Origin of the sequence: Acinetobacter sp. HZNU-JH01 (assembly GCF_037996845.1) — a bacterium.
In the GTDB taxonomy this organism is placed as follows: Bacteria; Pseudomonadota; Gammaproteobacteria; order Pseudomonadales; family Moraxellaceae; genus Acinetobacter; species Acinetobacter haemolyticus.
On record NZ_JBBMZX010000001.1, the window covers coordinates 2552440 to 2570922 of the forward strand.

The 18483-nt window shown below is 40.3% G+C and carries 17 protein-coding genes; 9 read left to right on the forward strand and 8 right to left on the reverse strand.

Annotated features, from left to right (window positions below):
• Positions 1 to 8 precede the first annotated feature (8 nt).
• Complete coding sequence (locus tag AAC851_RS12160) at positions 9 to 1031, forward strand: AraC family transcriptional regulator (RefSeq protein ID WP_005083292.1); 1023 nt, start codon at positions 9 to 11, stop codon at positions 1029 to 1031.
• Positions 1032 to 1061: 30 nt separating this feature from the next.
• Here AAC851_RS12160 and AAC851_RS12165 read toward each other — a convergent pair whose 3' ends face one another.
• Positions 1062 to 2393 carry a Na+/H+ antiporter NhaC family protein gene (locus AAC851_RS12165; protein ID WP_008942348.1) on the reverse strand — a complete coding sequence of 444 codons (1332 nt, stop codon included), beginning with the start codon at positions 2391 to 2393 and terminating at the stop codon, positions 1062 to 1064.
• Between the two features lie 318 nt (positions 2394 to 2711).
• Here AAC851_RS12165 and trpA point away from each other — a divergent pair, with 318 nt between their 5' ends.
• From trpA to AAC851_RS12185, 4 genes are read left to right on the forward strand one after another with little or no spacing between them, the layout of a single operon-like run.
• Entirely contained in the window at positions 2712 to 3515 is an 804-nt protein-coding gene (gene trpA, locus AAC851_RS12170) for a tryptophan synthase subunit alpha (protein ID WP_004640725.1), read from the forward strand.
• On the forward strand, positions 3512 to 4408 hold the full coding sequence (gene accD / locus AAC851_RS12175; RefSeq protein ID WP_004640724.1) for an acetyl-CoA carboxylase, carboxyltransferase subunit beta: 897 nt from the start codon (positions 3512 to 3514) through the stop codon (positions 4406 to 4408). Before trpA ends, accD begins: the two co-directional genes overlap by 4 nt.
• Positions 4405 to 5691 carry a bifunctional tetrahydrofolate synthase/dihydrofolate synthase gene (folC, locus tag AAC851_RS12180; protein ID WP_075314864.1) on the forward strand — a complete coding sequence of 429 codons (1287 nt, stop codon included), beginning with the start codon at positions 4405 to 4407 and terminating at the stop codon, positions 5689 to 5691. Before accD ends, folC begins: the two co-directional genes overlap by 4 nt.
• Positions 5682 to 6761: an SPOR domain-containing protein gene (locus AAC851_RS12185; RefSeq protein ID WP_075314866.1), complete on the forward strand. Its 1080-nt coding sequence runs from the start codon at positions 5682 to 5684 to the stop codon at positions 6759 to 6761. Before folC ends, AAC851_RS12185 begins: the two co-directional genes overlap by 10 nt.
• Positions 6762 to 6798: 37 nt before the next feature.
• Here AAC851_RS12185 and AAC851_RS12190 read toward each other — a convergent pair whose 3' ends face one another.
• The 3 genes from AAC851_RS12190 to AAC851_RS12200 form a co-directional block, all read right to left on the reverse strand.
• Complete coding sequence (locus AAC851_RS12190; protein ID WP_008942576.1) at positions 6799 to 7956, reverse strand: IS4 family transposase; 1158 nt, start codon at positions 7954 to 7956, stop codon at positions 6799 to 6801.
• A 123-nt stretch (positions 7957 to 8079) separates the two neighbouring features.
• The gene (locus AAC851_RS12195) at positions 8080 to 8661 is read right to left on the reverse strand and encodes a dual specificity protein phosphatase family protein (RefSeq protein ID WP_161984494.1); all 582 of its coding nucleotides are present in this window, start codon (positions 8659 to 8661) and stop codon (positions 8080 to 8082) included.
• A 224-nt stretch (positions 8662 to 8885) separates the two neighbouring features.
• Positions 8886 to 9521, reverse strand: coding sequence for a peroxiredoxin (locus AAC851_RS12200; RefSeq protein ID WP_004640715.1), 636 nt, complete (start codon positions 9519 to 9521; stop codon positions 8886 to 8888).
• Positions 9522 to 9885: 364 nt separating this feature from the next.
• Between AAC851_RS12200 and secA the strand changes: the two genes are divergently transcribed.
• Both secA and AAC851_RS12210 read left to right on the forward strand, forming a co-directional pair.
• A complete protein-coding gene (gene secA, locus AAC851_RS12205) occupies positions 9886 to 12618 on the forward strand; it encodes a preprotein translocase subunit SecA (RefSeq protein ID WP_075314868.1) in 2733 nt (910 codons plus the stop codon).
• 138 nt (positions 12619 to 12756) lie between these two features.
• A complete protein-coding gene (locus tag AAC851_RS12210; protein ID WP_340600905.1) occupies positions 12757 to 13185 on the forward strand; it encodes a hypothetical protein in 429 nt (142 codons plus the stop codon).
• 58 nt (positions 13186 to 13243) lie between these two features.
• Here the strand turns inward: AAC851_RS12210 and lpxO are convergent, their stop codons facing one another.
• From lpxO to trhA, 3 genes are all read right to left on the reverse strand, one after another.
• Positions 13244 to 14149, reverse strand: coding sequence for a lipid A hydroxylase LpxO (gene lpxO / locus AAC851_RS12215; protein ID WP_004640707.1), 906 nt, complete (start codon positions 14147 to 14149; stop codon positions 13244 to 13246).
• 156 nt (positions 14150 to 14305) lie between these two features.
• Entirely contained in the window at positions 14306 to 15616 is a 1311-nt protein-coding gene (locus AAC851_RS12220; protein WP_125501441.1) for an MFS transporter, read from the reverse strand.
• A 118-nt stretch (positions 15617 to 15734) separates the two neighbouring features.
• Entirely contained in the window at positions 15735 to 16376 is a 642-nt protein-coding gene (gene trhA / locus AAC851_RS12225) for a PAQR family membrane homeostasis protein TrhA (protein WP_026056297.1), read from the reverse strand.
• A gap of 100 nt (positions 16377 to 16476) precedes the next feature.
• Here trhA and AAC851_RS12230 point away from each other — a divergent pair, with 100 nt between their 5' ends.
• Positions 16477 to 17694 carry a class I SAM-dependent methyltransferase gene (locus AAC851_RS12230; protein WP_340600906.1) on the forward strand — a complete coding sequence of 406 codons (1218 nt, stop codon included), beginning with the start codon at positions 16477 to 16479 and terminating at the stop codon, positions 17692 to 17694.
• 11 nt (positions 17695 to 17705) lie between these two features.
• Complete coding sequence (locus AAC851_RS12235; protein WP_340600907.1) at positions 17706 to 18146, forward strand: GNAT family N-acetyltransferase; 441 nt, start codon at positions 17706 to 17708, stop codon at positions 18144 to 18146.
• 28 nt (positions 18147 to 18174) lie between these two features.
• Here the strand turns inward: AAC851_RS12235 and AAC851_RS12240 are convergent, their stop codons facing one another.
• A complete protein-coding gene (locus AAC851_RS12240) occupies positions 18175 to 18405 on the reverse strand; it encodes a hypothetical protein (protein WP_004640700.1) in 231 nt (76 codons plus the stop codon).
• Positions 18406 to 18483 lie beyond the last annotated feature (78 nt).

Genomic DNA, 18483 nt, shown 5'->3' on the forward strand with positions numbered 1-18483 from the left:
ATCGACATATGTCAGTTAAAATTATCATTGGATATTTACGATTGTTGAATCGTGTTTTACAACAGGAACATATTGATTTGTCCAAAGTTGCTGTGCCTGAACTTTGGCAAGACTTCTATTCGTGCCTTGAAAATCCTGACCAACAAGATTTTGATGTCGAACGTTATGCTCAATTATTACAGGCGGCTCAACCCTATTTCTCACGCCCAATTACCTTAGTTCTAGCAGAGCGTGCCAATTTGCAAGATCTGGGCTTAATGGGATATCTAGCATCAACCAGTTTGGACTTACAGCAAGCATTACAACTTTTACAGCGCTATTATTCTCTGATTTTTAAGCAGACCAATTTAGAGCAGCTTAATGTTCAGCAGTTTTCGGACTACATTCAAATTGTTTGGAGTGCTTCTTATCCAGATTATCGTGAAATGTATGAGCTGAATTTGGCATTGCTTTTTAAGATAGCGCAATCCATTGTTCAAGATACTTTACATCCGCCACAGATGATTCAATTTGGCTATACACCACATACTGCTTTGTTTCATTTTGAGAAATTTTACGGCTGTCCAATCCAAGTTCAATCAGGGCAATATGCAATACGCTTTTCAAATCAGATTTTGAAGGCGAAAAGTATCGCTGCTGATCAGCAATTGAATCAGGTGCTATCAACGCAGGCACAGCAATCGTTAAATCATGTCACTTCTTTCGAGATTCAACAGCAGCAGTTGAGACAAAAAATACAAAGCTTTATTGAGCAAGGATTATTACAACAAGAAGAAGTTTTATCGAGTTATGTGGCAAAACATTTGCATTGTTCTGAACGGACCTTACAACGCCAGCTCAAAGCTTATCATTTGAATTTTCAAGATATTTTAGATCAATATCGGTTGGAGCAAAGTAAGCTTTATTTGCAGCAAGGCAAGTCATTTTCTGAGATTGCAGAGCGTTTAAATTACGCAGACCAAAGTGCATTTGGACGAGCATTTAAGCGTTGGACTGGTGTTACTCCGAAACAGTTTTTAAAGACTCTTTAGCGTTAAGCCTTAAAGAGTCTCATATGAATTTTACGATGTTTTTAAGCGTGGATAATGAAAGACAATTGCGAGAATTGCAAAAATCGCTAATACCCAACAGTAGTAAATATGCCCAATCAGCTCAATTGGCGAGATCTTGGCTATTGAACAAGCCAATAATAATTGTGCACCGTAAGGAATGATCCCTTGAGTTACACAGGAAAAAATATCGAGCAGGGCAGCACTACGTTTAGGATCAATCCCATATTCTTTGGCAACTACACGCGCCATATCACCTGATAAAATAATCGCCACGGTATTATTGGCAACAAATAAATTTGAAAATACCACCAAAAAGCTGATTCCAAACTCACCTGCACGTTGGGTCCCAAATTTAAATAAACGTGTGATGGCATAAATGCGCTGGATCAACCAATGTAATCCCCCAGCTTTTTGCATTAATGCAGATAAGCCTCCCAATAACATGGATAACAATGCAACTTCAAACATACCGACGAAGCCGTTATAGATCGAGTTATTGAGTTGCAGCAAATGGAAGTCAGGTTTATTGAGTAAGCCCATCATGCCTGACAACACCACGCCAATCATCAGCACAGCCAGTACATGCAATCGGGTAAAGGCCAGAAAGAAAACTGCGAGGTAAGGTAATATCAACCAAATATCATAAGGTTTGGTCTGTATCGCCTCAGACTGGTGACTGAGAGAAAAATAAACAATTAAGGTTATAATTGCGGCAGGTAATGCAATCCAAACATTGACCTTAAACTTATCTCTTAATTCAACGTTTTGACTGCGTGTAGCGGCAATGGTCGTGTCGGAGATCATCGATAAGTTGTCTCCAAACATGGCACCACCAATCACTGCACCAATGGCATAGAGGGGCGTAATGTCCGTTGCTTGGGAAAAGCCAAAGGCAATAGGTGCACACGCAGCAATGGTCCCCATTGAGGTTCCCATGGCGGTTGCGATAAAGGCAGCGATGATGAACAGCATAGGCAACACAAATTGTGCTGAAATCAATGAAAGTCCAAGTTGAACCGTTGCATCGACACTCCCGATTGCCCCCGAGACACTGGCAAATGCGCCTGCCAACATAAATACCATAAACATCAGAATCAGATTGGGATGACTCGCGCCTTGTAAAAATTCCTCAATAGCTGTATTGAGTTTTTGTTTATACAGTAGTAAAGCTAAGATGATTGCAGGTATGGCTGCAATCGGGGCTTTAATTTGATAGAAGGCAAATTCGGTCCCGATGATTGAATGATAGATACCACTCCCGAGAAAGATGATCAAAAATACCAATAGCGGTAGCAAAGCAAGTGCATTGCTTTGTACTTTTTCCTGAGTGTGGGCAGACATAAAATCAAAAGAAAATTTAAAAAGTGGACATAGTATAAAGGAGCTTGGCTCATTTCTAAAATGTAGAAAGATTGGCTTGAAATTAGGAAGCTTTGATCATTGAGAAAATAACGAAAATATAGATAAATGTGTAGGGGCTGTTGTTAGTGATGACAATCAGCACTGCAATCACGTCAAACTCTGTTCAATGAGCAAAAAATAGCGTTACAATGCAGTGTTTTTGTCTAACTACAAACAACTCCTCAACTTAGGGGGCTGCAAAGTGCATCTGTAAAATGTCAAGCAGGTCCCAATATAAATCAAGGAAAGCATAATCCTATGTCACGTCTTGCCACTCGTTTTGAACAGCTTAAATCTCAGCAACGTAAAGCGCTTGTTTCTTATGTTATGGCAGGTGATCCGCATCCACAGGTAACTGTTCCATTGCTTCATCAAATGGTTGAAGCCGGTGTTGATGTGATTGAGCTTGGTCTACCATTCTCCGATCCTATGGCCGATGGTCCTGTGATTGCTTTGGCTGCTGAGCGCGCTTTGGCTGGTGGAACCAATACACTTGATGCATTGGATATGGTGAAAGCCTTTCGTGAGCAAGATCAAACAACACCAGTCGTTTTGATGGGATATTTAAATCCTGTTGAAGTGATTGGTTATGAAAAGTTTGTTGCCTATGCGAAAGCCTGCGGTGTAGATGGTGTTCTTTTGGTGGATTTACCCCCAGAAGAATCAAAGCAATTTGGTGAAGTCTTAAAACAAAATGAGATGGATCAAATTTTCTTGCTTGCACCAACTTCAACAGATCACCGTATTCAACATGTGGTCGATCAAGCAAGTGGCTTTGTGTATTACGTCTCCCTCAAAGGTGTGACTGGTGCAGCGACATTAGATACTTCTGAAGCTGCAGCACGTATTGCGAAAATTAAAACCAAAACCAATGTTCCTGTGGGAGTTGGTTTTGGTATTAGTGATGCAGCGTCTGCAAAAGCAATGGGTCAAGTCGCTGATGCGGTGATTGTAGGAAGTGCTTTCGTTAAATCTTTTGCGACATTGCCAGCTGATGAGGCTGTGCAACAGACGGTGAATAAAGTGAAGGAGCTTCGGGCTGCGCTCGATGAGTTAGTATGAGTCAAGAATTAACAGCAGGGACGGTTCTAAACCCGTCAACGCCTTGGACTGAGCGTCAAGTTCCAGGTATTCAGGTTGCAAATGAGCAGCAGATCTTCAAGGCGACTTTTACTGAGCCTACGATTGAATGTCCAGAATGTCATGCTTTGGTGACACGTACAGCTATGTCATTTAATGCCTATGTCTGTCCGCAATGCGATGAGCATTTACGTATGCGTGCACGTGATCGCTTGAATTGGTTTTTTGACCAAGTGGACGCAGAACTCGGTCAAGAATTCAGTGCTAAAGACCCGTTAAAATTTGTGGATAGTAAAGCTTATCCTGATCGTATGCGTGAAGCGCAAGATAAAACAGGTGAGACGGAAGCGCTTGTAGTGATGCAAGGTTCACTCAAAGGTTTGGATTTAATTGCATGCGCCTTTGATTTCGATTTTATGGGCGGTTCGATGGGTACCGTTGTAGGTGATCGTTTTGTACAAGCTGCTGAACGAGCAATTGAACTACATCAACCGATGATTTGTTTTGCTGCATCTGGTGGTGCACGTATGCAAGAAGGCATGTTGTCTTTAATGCAAATGGCTCGTACCGCAGCTGCAATTCAAAAAATGAAAGAAGCACGGGTTCCTTATTTGGTGGTATTGACTCACCCTGTTTATGGTGGTGTAACTGCATCATTGGCAATGCTAGGCGATGTTCATATTGCTGAACCAAAAGCCATGATTGGTTTTGCTGGTAAGCGTGTGATCGAACAGACCGTGCGTGAAAAGTTAGAAGAGCCGTTCCAACGCGCTGAGTATTTGCTTGATCATGGTGTAGTCGATCAAATTGTTCATCGTCACGCATTACGTGATACTGTATATCGACTTGTTGCTAAGCTGATGAACTTACCTTGAAAGCACAAACTCCACATTCAACAGATACATTAACAACATGGCTCGATTATTGGAGCCATGTTCATGTTACAGGCATTGATTTAGGTTTAGAGCGCGTTATTCCTGTTGCTGAAAAATTAGGAGTAATGCGACCTAACGCAAAGGTATTTACAGTTGCTGGTACCAATGGCAAAGGTTCAACGACGACCACTTTGGCTGCAATTTTAAATGCGCACGGTTATAAAGTTGGTTTGTATCAATCACCCCATATTTATCGTTTTAATGAGCGAGTAAAATTAGCGGGTATTGAGGTTGATGATCAAAGCTTGGTTGATGCTTTTGTTGCTGTGGATCAAGCACGTCGTGATTGTGGTTTAAGTCTATCTTTCTTTGAAGCAACGACTTTAGCTGCTTTTGTGATCTTTAAGCATCAACAGTGCAATGTCTGGGTACTTGAGGTTGGTCTTGGTGGCCGTCTAGATGTGGTGAATGTCATTGATCCAGATATTGCAGTGATTACCAATATTGGGCTGGATCACACCGATTGGTTAGGCGATACCATTGAAAAAATTGCTTTCGAGAAAGCGGGCATTATTCGTCCTAATATTCCCGTTATTTTTGCGGGGCATCAACAGCTTCCACAAGCGATTCAAGATAAAGCTTCTGAAACACAAGCTCAGTTGTATGTATTAAATCGAGATTATTTTTATCAGCCAAATGACGATGGTGAGACATGGTCATTTGCCTCTTCAGGAACAACGTTAAAACTTCCAAACGGTCAGTTGGCACTTGAAAATATCTCTACCGCCGTGGCAGCAATATTGGTGAGCGGGATTACAATTGCTCAAGATTCAATTGCTACGGGTATTCAGCGAGCAGCGTTGCAAGGACGATTTGAGATCCGTCAGATTCAAGGTCAAACGGTTGTTTTTGATGCTGGGCATAATGCACATGGCGTTGAATTTTTATTGAAGCAGTTGCGAAATTTTCTAAAATACAATAAACAGTACACAGAAGTTGTTGCTGTATTTTCAATGTTGGCAGATAAAGACATCTTATCGGTCACGAATTTACTAAAAACAACAGTAAAAAATTGGTTTATTGCTACTTTAGATGTGCCTAGAGCCGCGCCAATGCAACAGTTACAAGATGCATTGCAAGGTCAACAGGTATGTGAGTTTGGCAGTATCCAGCAAGCATTTGAAACTACGCTGAAGAAATGTAATAACAATCAGCTGATTTTAGTCTGTGGTTCGTTTCATACCTTGGAAGCGGTCTGGGAGTATTTAGAACAATGTCAATGAATAACAAACAACGCTGGATGGGTGGCGTTGTTCTACTTGGAGGTGGTGTTTTATTGGCAGCATTACTTCTTAAAGGTAATGATGAAATAGAGCAAGATAAAGCTCAAGCAAGAACTGCACAACAAACTGCTCAAACAGAATCTAAGCCTAAGTTGGCACAACCAGCACAAGATAGCGAAATGGTATCGTTGCAACCTTTGGCAATCGATGTTGAAACAGAAAAACGTCTACTCGAAGAACAGCGACATGCTCGTGAAAAAGCGGTTGCGGAACAGGAAGCTCGCGCTGCCGAATTTTTGAAAATGCAACAAGAAGCCGAGGCAGCAGCTGCGCGTAAAGCCGCAGAAGAGTACGCGGCAATTAATGCAAGACGTATGGCAGCACAACAAAGCTCAGACAATATACCGCCTGAATTAATTGAAGATGATGCTGCGAAAGCTCAGCGATTGGCTGAAGAAAAACGTAAATTAGAAGAGAAGCGCAAGGCTGAGGCAGAGAAAAAAGCTGCTGAAGATAAGCGTAAAGCAGAGACAGACCAAAAAGCTGCCGAAGAGAAACGTAAGGCTGAAGCTGAGAAGAAGGCAGCGGAAGATAAGCGTAAAGCCGAAGCAGAGAAAAAGGCTGCTGAAGATAAACGTAAGGCTGAAGCAGAGAAGAAAGCAGCAGAAGATAAACGTAAGGCTGAGGCAGAAAAGAAAGCTGCTGAAGAGAAACGTAAAGCTGATGCTGAGAAGAAGGCTGCGGAAGACAAGCGAAAGGCTGAAGAAGAAGCAAAGAAAAAAGCTGAAGCAGAAAAAGCACGTGAACTCATGGAAAATGGCGATAAAAATTGGATGGTTCAAGTGGCCTTGGCTGCAAATCAGGCCAATGCAGATGCCGTGGTATCCAAACTGAGAGCTAAAGGTTATAAAGTCACGACCAGTCCAACCTCGAAAGGAATACGCATCATGGTTGGTCCATCTAAAGATAGAGAAACTGCTGATGCAGTCCGTAAAAAGATCGCAGCGGATGAAAGTTTAAATATGAAATCAGCGTGGGTGATTGATTGGGTTCCACTTGATCAGCGCTAAAATAAAACTGGGGCTTTTCGCCACTGCTGTCCCACAATTATTCCAAGAAGAACCTCAATTGAGGTTCTTCTTGTTTTCGCCACTTCTTATCGGGTAAAAATAATGCCTTTAGAAGTTTTCTTTCAAATAAATTGACCTGAATAATTCTTAATAATCTCTGGACAGTCCATCCCTCATGAGCCATATGTTTTGCAAAACTCACTAATAAATAGGCAATTAATGCAATCCATATTTGAGTTTGTATGGCATTTCGGCTTCGACCTAGAAATGATTTCAATTTTAAATTCTGTTTAATCGCTTTGAAAAATAATTCTACTTTCCAACGATCTTTGTAAATTGCTGCAATAGTCGATGCAGCTAGATGAAAGTTGTTACTTAGAAATTCAAATGTCCTTTTCTTTTCAACATCATAAAATTCTATTCGTCTTAATCGCTTCGGTGCACCACGCTTTTTAGCATAATCACTGCTCAACTCAATATATTCATCCGCAAGAATTCCTTTGCAAGCGTATACTTCACGTTTTGACTTTACTTCATAAACCGTCTTCGGTCTTAGCCGTGTCACAAAGCTGACTTTTCGGTCAGTCATCTCTGCAAACCACTGATAATCAACATACCCCTTGTCAAAAACTACGATACTTCCAGGTGGAAATTTGAGTAATCTGCCTTGCACCATATCATTTTCAATACCATCTCCGAGTGCAACAAATTCAGGAATCGTATTGCTGTGATTTAATCCAACTGTCAGTTTAATGCTCGCTTTGGATTCATGTACTTTTGCCCATTCGCATAAGGACAGTGAAAGATCAATGTGGCTTGCATCAAGTGAATACAGCGGATTCTTAAATCGAAATTTATGTGCAATCTTTGTGTTTTCACAATGCCGAAGTAACTGAGTAAATAATTGCTGATATAGGCTGGCAGGTTGTTCTTGATTGATTCTTGCCAAGGTGCTTCGTGCAATAGTCTTAGCACCGAGGTGATAGAGCTTTTCCTGCTGTGATTCGAGATTGGATTGAATATCTCTTAAGCTTTGCCGACAGGACAGCTGGGACATCAATATGGCAATAAACTGATCCCAGCGTGTGGCTGATCTTAATTTTTGTCCACAATGATGCTGCTTGGCAAGACGTTCAAAATCACATCGTGAAATAGGTTTAAGTAATTGATGAAATACGGTATTCTGATGTGACAAAACCTGAGTCCTTGTAGTTAAAGTGTTTGTTCGCACTTATATTTTAACTATTTTGGACTCAGGTTTTTTATTTAAACAAAACTATGGGACAGCAGTGGCTTTTCGCCCCTGTTTTTTTCTAAATTATGATGGATTCGACAATTGTTGTTGAATCCATTTTACATTGTCTGTAGTGAATAAATGTTCAATATTTTTCCAGATGACATGGTAGCCATAGCCGCCTTGTTTCATTTCTTTGACGGCATCTTCGATTGACCAATTTTCAAAAATAATTCGATACATCGCAATGGTTGCTCCCGTGCGATCAGAGCCATGATAACAATGGACTAAAACCTTCTGATTTTGTTGTTTTGCAGTTTGGATTGCTCGCATTGCGGTTAAGAGATCATCACGATTGATTGCCCACGTATAGATGGGGATATGTACCAGATTAAAATCTTGATCTTTAAATACATTCGCATCTTTATTACGTGCTCTGAGATTGATCACAGTGTGGATTTGATGTTGTTTTAAACTGGCAATCAGCTCAGTGTCAGGTTGCTCACTTCGATAGACATCTTGACTAATTTGATAGAAATTATGTGTGTTAGAAATCAATGTACCCCAATTGTTTGGGCGTTGTTCATCACTTAGGCCGGGATATTTCATACAACCATTCATGCTGAGCGTACTAATGAGAATGGTGCTGATCAATAATTTTTTCATTGTAAAGGTCATGATTGGATATGGAAAAGTTGTGCGCACAAAGTAACTGAATAATAAATAGAAGTTGAGCGAGAAATTGTAACGATAAAAAGCGGTGGAGAAGAATATCTAGAAAAATAGGTTGTTGTAGTTCATGCTTATTATCAATCAGGGATAGACAAAAAAAGCCCTTTTAACTAGTGAGTTAAAGGGCTGGTTGAATCATAAATCTTTGCTGTTTTTTATTATTCTGGTTGAGCAGTCAATCTTAAATAAGGTTTCACCGCCTTATAACCTTTAGGGAACCGTTGTTTGATTTCTTCTTCATCTTTAAGCGAAGGGATAATCACCACATCTTCACCTTGTTGCCAATTGGCTGGCGTTGCGACCTTGTGATGATCTGTCAATTGTAGCGAGTCTATGACACGTAATACTTCATGAAAGTTTCGTCCTGTAGAGGCTGGGTAGGTAATGATTAGGCGAACTTTTTTATTTGGATCAATAATCACCAACGAACGAACGGTTAAGGTTTCGCTGGCATTGGGATGGATAAAGCCATAGAGCTCGGATACTTTACGGTCTTTATCTGCAATGATTGGAAAATTCACTGTCGTATTTTGTGTCTCATTAATATCTTCAATCCAACGCTGGTGTGAGTCTACGTCATCGACTGAAAGAGCAATTGCTTTAACACCACGCTTATTAAATTCATCTTTGAGTTTTGCTGTAAAACCCAGTTCGGTGGTGCAGACAGGAGTAAAATCAGCTGGATGTGAAAATAAAACTGCCCAGCCATCCTCTAAAAATTCGTAAAAATCAATCGTGCCTTCACTTGATGCTTGTTGAAAATTTGGCGCGATATCACCTAAACGTAATGTCATGACTACTCCTTAACTCTATGTTATTTAATAATGCGATAACCCAATATGCAGTATTTTGCTTATAAACAAAATTATTGTTTTTTCATTTTATTATCATTTTTTAATATATGAATGTAGGCGCTATGGTATAAAAATCATCAGAAATTCACATTTAAATCGATGTAACGGAAAGGTAAATTTGCTACATTAACGATCTTTGGTTGCATGATGTCAGAATCATTTTGCAGTTTTTTTTGCTGTTTGAACGTAAAGCACTTGTAGTTCTTATTTCTGACTCCATAATAACAGCTAAGAAAAAATTAACCGACCTAAGGTTTGTTGATATTTCCAAACCTTATAACAAACAGGATTAGAGAGTTTATTCATGTTGGCAAGTCTGATCGGAGGTATCTTCGGTACTAAAAATGAGCGTGAGCTCAAACGCATGCGTAAAATTGTTGAACAAATCAATGCGCTTGAACCGACGATATCTACTCTTAACGATGCAGACCTCTCTGCAAAAACTCCAGAATTCAAACAACGTTTCCAAAACGGTGAAAGTCTAGATAAATTACTGCCTGAAGCTTTTGCGGTCTGTCGAGAGGCTGCTAAACGTGTCATGGGTATGCGTCATTATGATGTGCAGTTAATCGGTGGTATTACCTTGCATGAAGGTAAAATTGCTGAAATGCGTACAGGTGAAGGTAAAACCTTGATGGGTACCTTGGCCTGTTATCTCAATGCGTTGAGTGGTCAAGGCGTTCACGTCATTACCGTGAATGACTACTTGGCACAACGTGATGCGGAGTTAAACCGTCCATTATTCGAATTTTTAGGTTTGAGTATTGGTGTAATTTACTCTATGCAAATGCCTGATGAGAAAGCGCAAGCTTATATTGCAGACATTACTTACGGTACCAATAACGAATTTGGTTTTGACTATCTCCGTGACAACATGGTTTTTTCTTTACAAGAGAAAAAGCAGCGTGGTCTGAGCTATGCGATCATTGATGAAGTTGACTCAATCTTGATCGATGAAGCACGTACACCATTGATTATTTCAGGGCAGAGTGAAGATTCCTCTCATTTATATCAGCTAATCAACAGTATTCCTCCAAAATTAAAACCTCAGAAAGAAGAAAAAGTTGCGGATGGTGGGCATTTCTGGGTAGACGAAAAGCAACGTTCAGTTGAAATGACTGAAATCGGCTATGAAACTGTTGAACAAGAATTGATTCAGATGGGTTTGTTAGCGGAAGGTGAAAGTCTCTACTCTGCAACAAATCTAAATTTGGTTCATCATGTAACGGCAGCGATTCGTGCACATTATCTTTATCAAAAGAACGTGCACTACATCATTGGCATTAATCCACAAACGCAAAAAGAAGAAGTGATTATTGTGGATGAAAGTACTGGTCGTACCATGCCAGGTCGCCGTTGGTCAGAAGGTTTGCACCAAGCGGTTGAAGCCAAAGAAAACATGGAAATTCAACCAGAAAACCAAACGCTTGCAACGACGACATTCCAGAACTATTTCCGTCTGTATAAAAAGCTTTCAGGTATGACAGGTACTGCTGATACAGAAGCAGCGGAAATGAAAGAAATTTATGGCTTGGATGTGGTGATCATTCCAACGCATAGACCAATGGTGCGTATCGACCATAATGATTTAATCTATTTAAATCGCAATGGTAAATACAATGCCATTATTGAAGAAATTACCAATATTCGTCAGAAGGGTGTAGCACCTATTCTGATTGGTACTGCAACGATTGAAGCAAGCGAGATCCTGTCTTCAAAATTATTACAGGCAGGTATTCATCACGAAGTCCTAAATGCGAAACAGCATGAGCGTGAGGCAGATATTATCGCGCAAGCAGGTAGCCCGAATGCGGTAACCATTGCAACTAATATGGCAGGTCGTGGTACAGATATTTTGCTTGGTGGTAACTGGAAAGCTAAGCTGGCTAAAATTGAAAATCCGACACCTGAAGATGAAGCACGTTTGCAAGCACAATGGGAAAAAGACCATGAAGATGTATTAGCATCAGGTGGTTTACATATCATTGGTTCTGAACGTCATGAATCACGCCGTATTGATAACCAGCTACGTGGTCGTGCAGGTCGTCAAGGTGATCCTGGTGTTTCTCGCTTCTATTTGTCGCTTGAAGATGATTTGATGCGTATTTTCGCAGGTGATCGTGTTGTTGCCATGATGCGCGCAATGGGCTTGCAAGAAAATGAAGCCATTGAACATAAAATGGTGAGTCGCTCGATTGAAAATGCACAACGTAAAGTTGAAGCGCGTAACTTTGATATTCGTAAAAACTTATTGAAGTACGACGATGTTAACAACGAACAGCGTAAGATTATTTATTCACAACGTGATGAAGTTCTCGCTGAAAGTACTTTGCAAGATTACATCGAAGAAATGCATCGTGAAGTTATTAAAGGGGTGATTGCTAACTTTATTCCACCAGAGTCAGTTCATGATCAGTGGGATATCGAAGGTTTAGAGAATGCTTTAAAAGTGGATCTCGGCATTGAATTACCTGTACAGCAATGGTTAAACCAAGATCGCCGTTTAGACGAAGAAGGTTTGATTTCTCGTATTTCAGATGAGGTTGTAAACCGCTATCGTCAACGCCGTGAACAAATGGGCGCTGAATCTGCAGTGATGTTAGAACGCCACTTTATGCTAAATTCACTGGATCGCCATTGGAAAGATCATTTGGCAGCGATGGATTATTTGCGTCAAGGGATTCATTTACGTGGTTATGCACAGAAAAATCCTGAACAAGAATATAAGAAAGAAGCCTTTAATTTGTTTGTGAATATGTTGGGTGTGATTAAGTCGGATGTGGTAACTGATTTATCTCGTGTACATGTTCCAACAGCTGAAGAGCTAGCAGAAATGGAAGCACAGCAGCAACGCCAAGCTGAATCGATGCGTCTTTCTTTTGAGCATGATGAGGTCGATGGTTTAACGGGTGAAGTGACTGCTTCTGAAGAAACAGAACTGGCAAACAATACAGCATTCCCAGTACCTGAAAGTCGTAATGCACCTTGTCCATGTGGCTCTGGTTTAAAATACAAACAATGTCACGGTAAACTCTAATTTGGAGTTGCCTTCATTAAAAAGCAGAGCATAGGCTCTGCTTTTTTTACGATAAACTACTTGAGTCGAGTCAAGCTTTGTAGTTTGATTATCGAACTTACAGTTCTTGATTGAATTGATATTAAAAGCGGGAAGACAATGAAAAAACCATTACAACTTTTAATTTTGGCAAGTGCAGCAGTATCAAGTTTTGCATTTGCAAAAGATGCGCCTCAAACCACAACAGTGGAAAAAGTACAGGCTGCAAAAGGTGAGACTTCTGCTCAGGCACAAGTAAAGCACGATGTGACGACAGTGATTAGTCCTCGTACTGGGATTCGCTATACCTTAGGTGATACGGGCAACCGTCCAATCGTCTTGCAAACTGCTGCGATTGCACCAGCAAACTCAGCAAATATTAATCGTATTGTGGCATCAAATCCTGCTTTGTCTGAAAAAAGCCAAGAAAAAGCCAAGATTGCTTTAATTGGTGAAGCAGCTGTACAAGCTGCAAATGCAGCCGCTGGACAAACAGCCAATGCCCAAGCACCGCAAACAGCTAGTGCTCAAGCAGCAACAAGCAATTAATTGATTGTTATGTAAAAAAAGAGATGCATTCGCATCTCTTTTTTATTGCGTGCTTATCTTATAAAAAACTTGGCAGTAAGACCAAACCAATAATGATCGCAAACATTAACCATTTCAAAGCATAGTAGAGTGGGCGATTACGCGCTTTCAAGCCACGACCATAGTGGTGAATAGCATAACCATATTTGAAGATACGGTTAATAAATCCTGTTTTATCCTGATCATCGTTGGGTGAACTGGCTGCTGACATCACATTACGACCAAACCAATGATTGAATTTTTGCGCCCAGCCCCATTTCATTGGGCGCTCAATATCACAGAATAAGATGATACGAGTTTGATCCGTTTGATTATGTGCCCAATGTACATAGGTTTCATCAAAAACGGTTGCTTCACCATCTCTCCAGCTATAACGCTCTTGATCAACTTCGATAAAACAGTCATCACTATTGGGGGTGACTAAACCCAAGTGATAACGTACTGAACCTGCATATGGATCACGGTGTTTACCCAAGTAACTTCCAGATGGCAACTCAGTAAACATTGCTGCTTTAACCGATGGAATACTTTCAAGTAGTGCTACAGTCTTTGGGCAAAGCTGTTGCGCTGATGGATGGCTATCTTGATACCATTTTAAATAAAAACGTTTCCAGCCACGCTTAAAAAAAGTATTAAAGCCCGCATCATTATTTTTTTCGGATGCTTTGATTTGATTTTGTAGTTGAATGGCTTCTTCCCGAATCACCTCCCAATTATCTTGTAATGGTTTGAGTTCAGGGAATTGCGCCACATCAAAAAATGGCTGGTTTGGGAGTTTAGAAAAACCAGTCATAAACATGTTTACAGGCGCTAAAAATGTAGAATGGTCAAATAGTTGCCGAGATATTTTTAATCGTTCTTTACCACGAAAATAAGTATATAAGAAACTAACCAAAAATACGGCAATGATAATCACTGCGTACATAAGCACAATAGTCTAAAAATGGGAGGCGGTTAGTTTAGCACAAAATATATTTGGACGAGTATGGTTATAGATACAAGTTGGAAAGGTCTTTAATTGTACGATAAAAGGTCACTCAGGCGAGCATCGCTTGATGCTCACCTGATGTTTTATGCGTGATTAGATTTGGTTATTTACATCGATATTTTTAGTTTCTCGGATCAATAAAAAAGCAATCAGAGATAATAATGCCGCGGCACTGAGATAATAACCGACTGCTTGTAAACCAAAATTTTCAGCAAGTTTAGTGGCAATGTAGGGTGCAAAAGAGGCACCAAAGATGCCTGCTAGATTAAAGGTCAGTGCCGAACCCGTGTAACGTACAGACGTTGGGAACAGTTCAGACAAGATTGTGCCAATTGGACCATAAGTCAGTCCCATGATCGATAACCCGATACACAAGAATAAAAACACCAATACAGGACTACCAGAATCAAGCAAGCTTGCGAAGACTAAACCAAACAATGCAGCTAAAATACAGACAGCAATCGACGTGGTTCGACGACCGATTTTCTCCGCTAAAATCGCTGATAAAGGAATAAAGCCAGCAAAACATAAAGTCGCTATAAGCTGTAATTGCAAAAATTCAGTACGGGTATAGCCAAGCTGTGTAGTTCCCCAAGTCAGTGCAAAAACAGTGGTGAGATAGAACACCACAAATGTACAAATTGCAGCAATCGTCCCAAGAATCAATTTAGACAAGTGCTTGGTCATGACATCTTTAAATGGAACATTTACTTCTTTTTGTTTATCCAGAACTTTTTGAAAAGCTGGTGTTTCATGTAATTTCAAGCGAATGTATAGACCGACTAAAACTAAAACAGCACTCGCGATAAAAGGAATACGCCATCCCCAAGTCATAAATGCTTGTTCCGTCATGAATGCACCAAGCAAGAGGAATGAACCTGTTGCAAGGATAAATCCAATAGGTGCCCCTAATTGAGGGAACATGCCATACCATGCGCGTTTACCTTCTGGCGCATTCTCAGTCGCGAGTAACACCGCACCACTCCATTCACCGCCTAAGCCCAGTCCTTGTCCCAAACGGCATAAGGCTAATAATAGGGGGGCAGCAATGCCGATTTGAGCATAAGTAGGCAACAAGCCAATACAGACAGTTGAAACACCCATGGTCAATAGTGCTGCAACCAAGGTGGCTTTACGTCCGATCCGATCGCCTAAATGACCAAAAAGTGCAGCGCCGACGGGGCGGGCAATAAATGCGATTGCAAAGGTGGCTAATGACTGGAGTAAGGCTGCGCTTCCACTACTTGCTGGAAAGAACAGATGTGGAAAAATAATGACTGCGGCAGTGGCATAAATATAAAAGTCAAAAAACTCAATTGTGGTACCAACGAGACTTGCAAACAGTACACGTGTTTTTGAATTGCTTGCCACCTCACCAGTGGCAGCCATAGAGTTTGACGACATAGATGACCTTAATTCTAATGATCTAAGACAAAATACGAAGTGTTCGCCTTAGATGTTCCTTATAAAATGCGGGGCTTACTTCGGAATTGAATGTAATGAATGCCAGCAAAATGCTTGCTTACAGCACATACCAATAGATCGCTAGAAAATGTAAACCTGCTCCTAGTAGCACAAAGATATGCCATATTGCGTGGGTATATCTTACCTTTTTTAAGGCATAAAACAATGTACCGATGGTATAAGCCAATCCACCTGCAATCAGCAGTTGTAGAGCATCTTTGGATAAATAACGTTGCATGTCATCCATCAATAATACAGCTAACCAACCCATCACCAGATAAGCTACTAATGACAGTTTTTGAAAGCGATGAATAAACACCAATTTAAATAGGGTGCCAATAAATGCAATCACCCAAAGCGCAATTAGAAGATAGTGCGCCTTGGCTGTTGGAATGGCAATACTGAGAAAGGGGGTATAGGTGCCCGCGATCAGATAGTAAATCGCGGTATGATCTAGTTTCTTATACCAATATCGTCTGGTTTCATCTTGTGCGAAGTGATAAAGCATTGAACTGCTGAGTAGCAATACTAAACTAAAGCCATAGACCCATAGACTGATCCATTGGCCCAAGGGAAGATAGCTCCCTTTAATAATTAAAAATACCGAGGCAATTAAAGCTAATATTGCACCGATACCATGACTATATGCATTGAGTCGTTCTTCTTTTGGATCATAATTCAACATTGAGTTCATGTTCATCGCAATAAGCTTTGCATAAAAATACAACTGTATCGTAATGCAATTTCCCTTTTAAAGTAAGACGCTTTAGAATTTAGTTTCTATTTGTCAGGTTTTCATTATGTTTGCGCCGAAATTTTCTTTTGAACAAGAACAACAATTTTTCTTGGATATCCAGCAATCAATTGAAAATAAAAGCTTTGATCGTCTGATTTTGAGTCAGTACAAAGGCGAAATGACAGATTTAGAAAAAATGACATTTCGGATTATTGAGTTGCAGGGGCAAGCCACTTTATCTTGTTTATATCATCATAAAACCCAAGACATTACTAAAAACTATTCGATGAATGAAGGGATTGAGAAAATTGCTGAACTATTGGCACAATCTAAACAGGCTAATTTATTCGCGCTTGATCAAGAAGCCCAACTCAAGAAAAATAAAAAGAAAGCAATGCTCAATGTGCAAAAAAGACAACCCTTGTCGATGGAAATAGAGCAACGTCAGCATAATCGAGAAAAGCATCGTTATGTAGAGCAGCAAAGCCCATTCCTAAAACATCTAGGTATCACAGATGAAAAAGGGCAAGTCATTCCAAGCATGGCGCGAAAATGGAAACAGATCAATAAATTCATTGAGATATTTTCCAATGCTTATGCTCAAATTGATGCTTCTCAACAAGAACTGAATATCGTTGACTTTGGTTCTGGCAAAGGCTATTTAACCTTTGCTTTATATGACTATTTACAAGCCCAACAAAAAACGCCCCTGATTACAGGTGTGGAATTACGCTCGAATTTAGTTGAGTTTTGCCAGAAAGTTGCAGATGACGTTGGGTTTAATCATCTTGATTTTTTCGAAGGGGATGTGCGGAGTTACCAACCTGAAAAGTTAGACGTCATGATCGCATTACATGCTTGTGATATTGCAACTGATTTTGCGATTCATACTGGGATTCGTCTCAATGCATCAATGATCATGTGCGCACCATGTTGCCATAAAGAATTAAGACCTCAACTTAAGAGTCCAGAAGTGTTACAACCGATGCTGCAATTCGGTATTCATGCTGGGCAGCAGGCTGAAATGCTCACAGATACTTTGCGGGCTTTATTGCTCAAAGCTTACGGTTATGAAACTAAAGTCTTCGAGTTTGTCTCATTAGAACATACTAGTAAGAACAAAATGATTTTGGCGACCAAGCGCAAAGATATTCAGCAGCCTGATGCTAAAATTTTGCAGCAAATACAAGCATTAAAAACGATGTATGGCATTCAAAAGCAAAGTTTAGAGTTGTTATTGCAGGATCAAATGCTTATCGAAAATGTAGGTTGTAAGTGTTAATGGGACAAGAGATGAATCGTTTTGTTGTGAAACATGGTCAATGGGATCAATTGCAACTACAGCAGGATGCCCAGCGCATTCGTGAGTTTGTGTTTATCAATGAGCAAAACATTCCTGAGCAAGATGAATGGGACGATCAAGACCAAGTGTCGGAACATTTTGTCGTCTATGCACAAGATCAAGCGATTGCCACCGCTCGATTGTTACCTGATCATCATTTAGGGCGTGTTGCCGTATTGCAGGAATATCGAGGTCAGGGCATCGGACAATTGATCATGTTGGAAATGATTGCTTATGCTAAATCCCAAAACCGTCCATTTTTACAGCTTTCTGCACAAACGCACGCTACTTCATTTTATGAAAAATTAGGTTTCGTGGCACAAGGCGATGAATATGATGAGTGCGGCATTCCACATATTGAAATGATCATGCCGATCACAGGAAAGGTATAACCTATAAGATTGGCATTTATCGATCTGACTATTGTTTAGGTTGTGCAGCCACTTCGGAGCTTGCAGGAGCGACTTCCTGAGAAAGCTCTTGCTGTTGCTGTGCTTTACGTTGCGCGCCAGGCATATAATCAGGTTCTTGGGTCATCGCTAAATAGAAAAAACTTAAAAAAATGGTGCTGAGTACCCCAACAATAATGACAAACTTCCATCCCAATACTGTTTCATTTGAGTCTTTTTGTGGAGATGGTTGATTGCTCATGAAAAAATCCAAAAAATAAAGAAAACGTAATTTTGCGCCTTTTTTAGCTTGCTTGCCAAGTATCTATATGAAGTTCTT

Bases quoted from the DNA above. Each gene is read 5' to 3' on its own strand.
- AAC851_RS12160 (WP_005083292.1), top strand. From the start codon at position 9: ATGTCAGTTAAAATTATCATTGGATATTTACGATTGTTGAATCGTGTT.
- AAC851_RS12165 (WP_008942348.1), bottom strand. From the start codon at position 2,393: ATGTCTGCCCACACTCAGGAAAAAGTACAAAGCAATGCACTTGCTTTG.
- trpA (WP_004640725.1), top strand. From the start codon at position 2,712: ATGTCACGTCTTGCCACTCGTTTTGAACAGCTTAAATCTCAGCAACGT.
- accD (WP_004640724.1), top strand. From the start codon at position 3,512: ATGAGTCAAGAATTAACAGCAGGGACGGTTCTAAACCCGTCAACGCCT.
- AAC851_RS12185 (WP_075314866.1), top strand. From the start codon at position 5,682: ATGTCAATGAATAACAAACAACGCTGGATGGGTGGCGTTGTTCTACTT.
- AAC851_RS12195 (WP_161984494.1), bottom strand. From the start codon at position 8,661: ATGAAAAAATTATTGATCAGCACCATTCTCATTAGTACGCTCAGCATG.
- AAC851_RS12200 (WP_004640715.1), bottom strand. From the start codon at position 9,521: ATGACATTACGTTTAGGTGATATCGCGCCAAATTTTCAACAAGCATCA.
- secA (WP_075314868.1), top strand. From the start codon at position 9,886: ATGTTGGCAAGTCTGATCGGAGGTATCTTCGGTACTAAAAATGAGCGT.
- AAC851_RS12210 (WP_340600905.1), top strand. From the start codon at position 12,757: ATGAAAAAACCATTACAACTTTTAATTTTGGCAAGTGCAGCAGTATCA.
- lpxO (WP_004640707.1), bottom strand. From the start codon at position 14,149: ATGTACGCAGTGATTATCATTGCCGTATTTTTGGTTAGTTTCTTATAT.
- AAC851_RS12220 (WP_125501441.1), bottom strand. From the start codon at position 15,616: ATGTCGTCAAACTCTATGGCTGCCACTGGTGAGGTGGCAAGCAATTCA.
- trhA (WP_026056297.1), bottom strand. From the start codon at position 16,376: ATGAACATGAACTCAATGTTGAATTATGATCCAAAAGAAGAACGACTC.
- AAC851_RS12230 (WP_340600906.1), top strand. From the start codon at position 16,477: ATGTTTGCGCCGAAATTTTCTTTTGAACAAGAACAACAATTTTTCTTG.
- AAC851_RS12235 (WP_340600907.1), top strand. From the start codon at position 17,706: ATGAATCGTTTTGTTGTGAAACATGGTCAATGGGATCAATTGCAACTA.
- AAC851_RS12240 (WP_004640700.1), bottom strand. From the start codon at position 18,405: ATGAGCAATCAACCATCTCCACAAAAAGACTCAAATGAAACAGTATTG.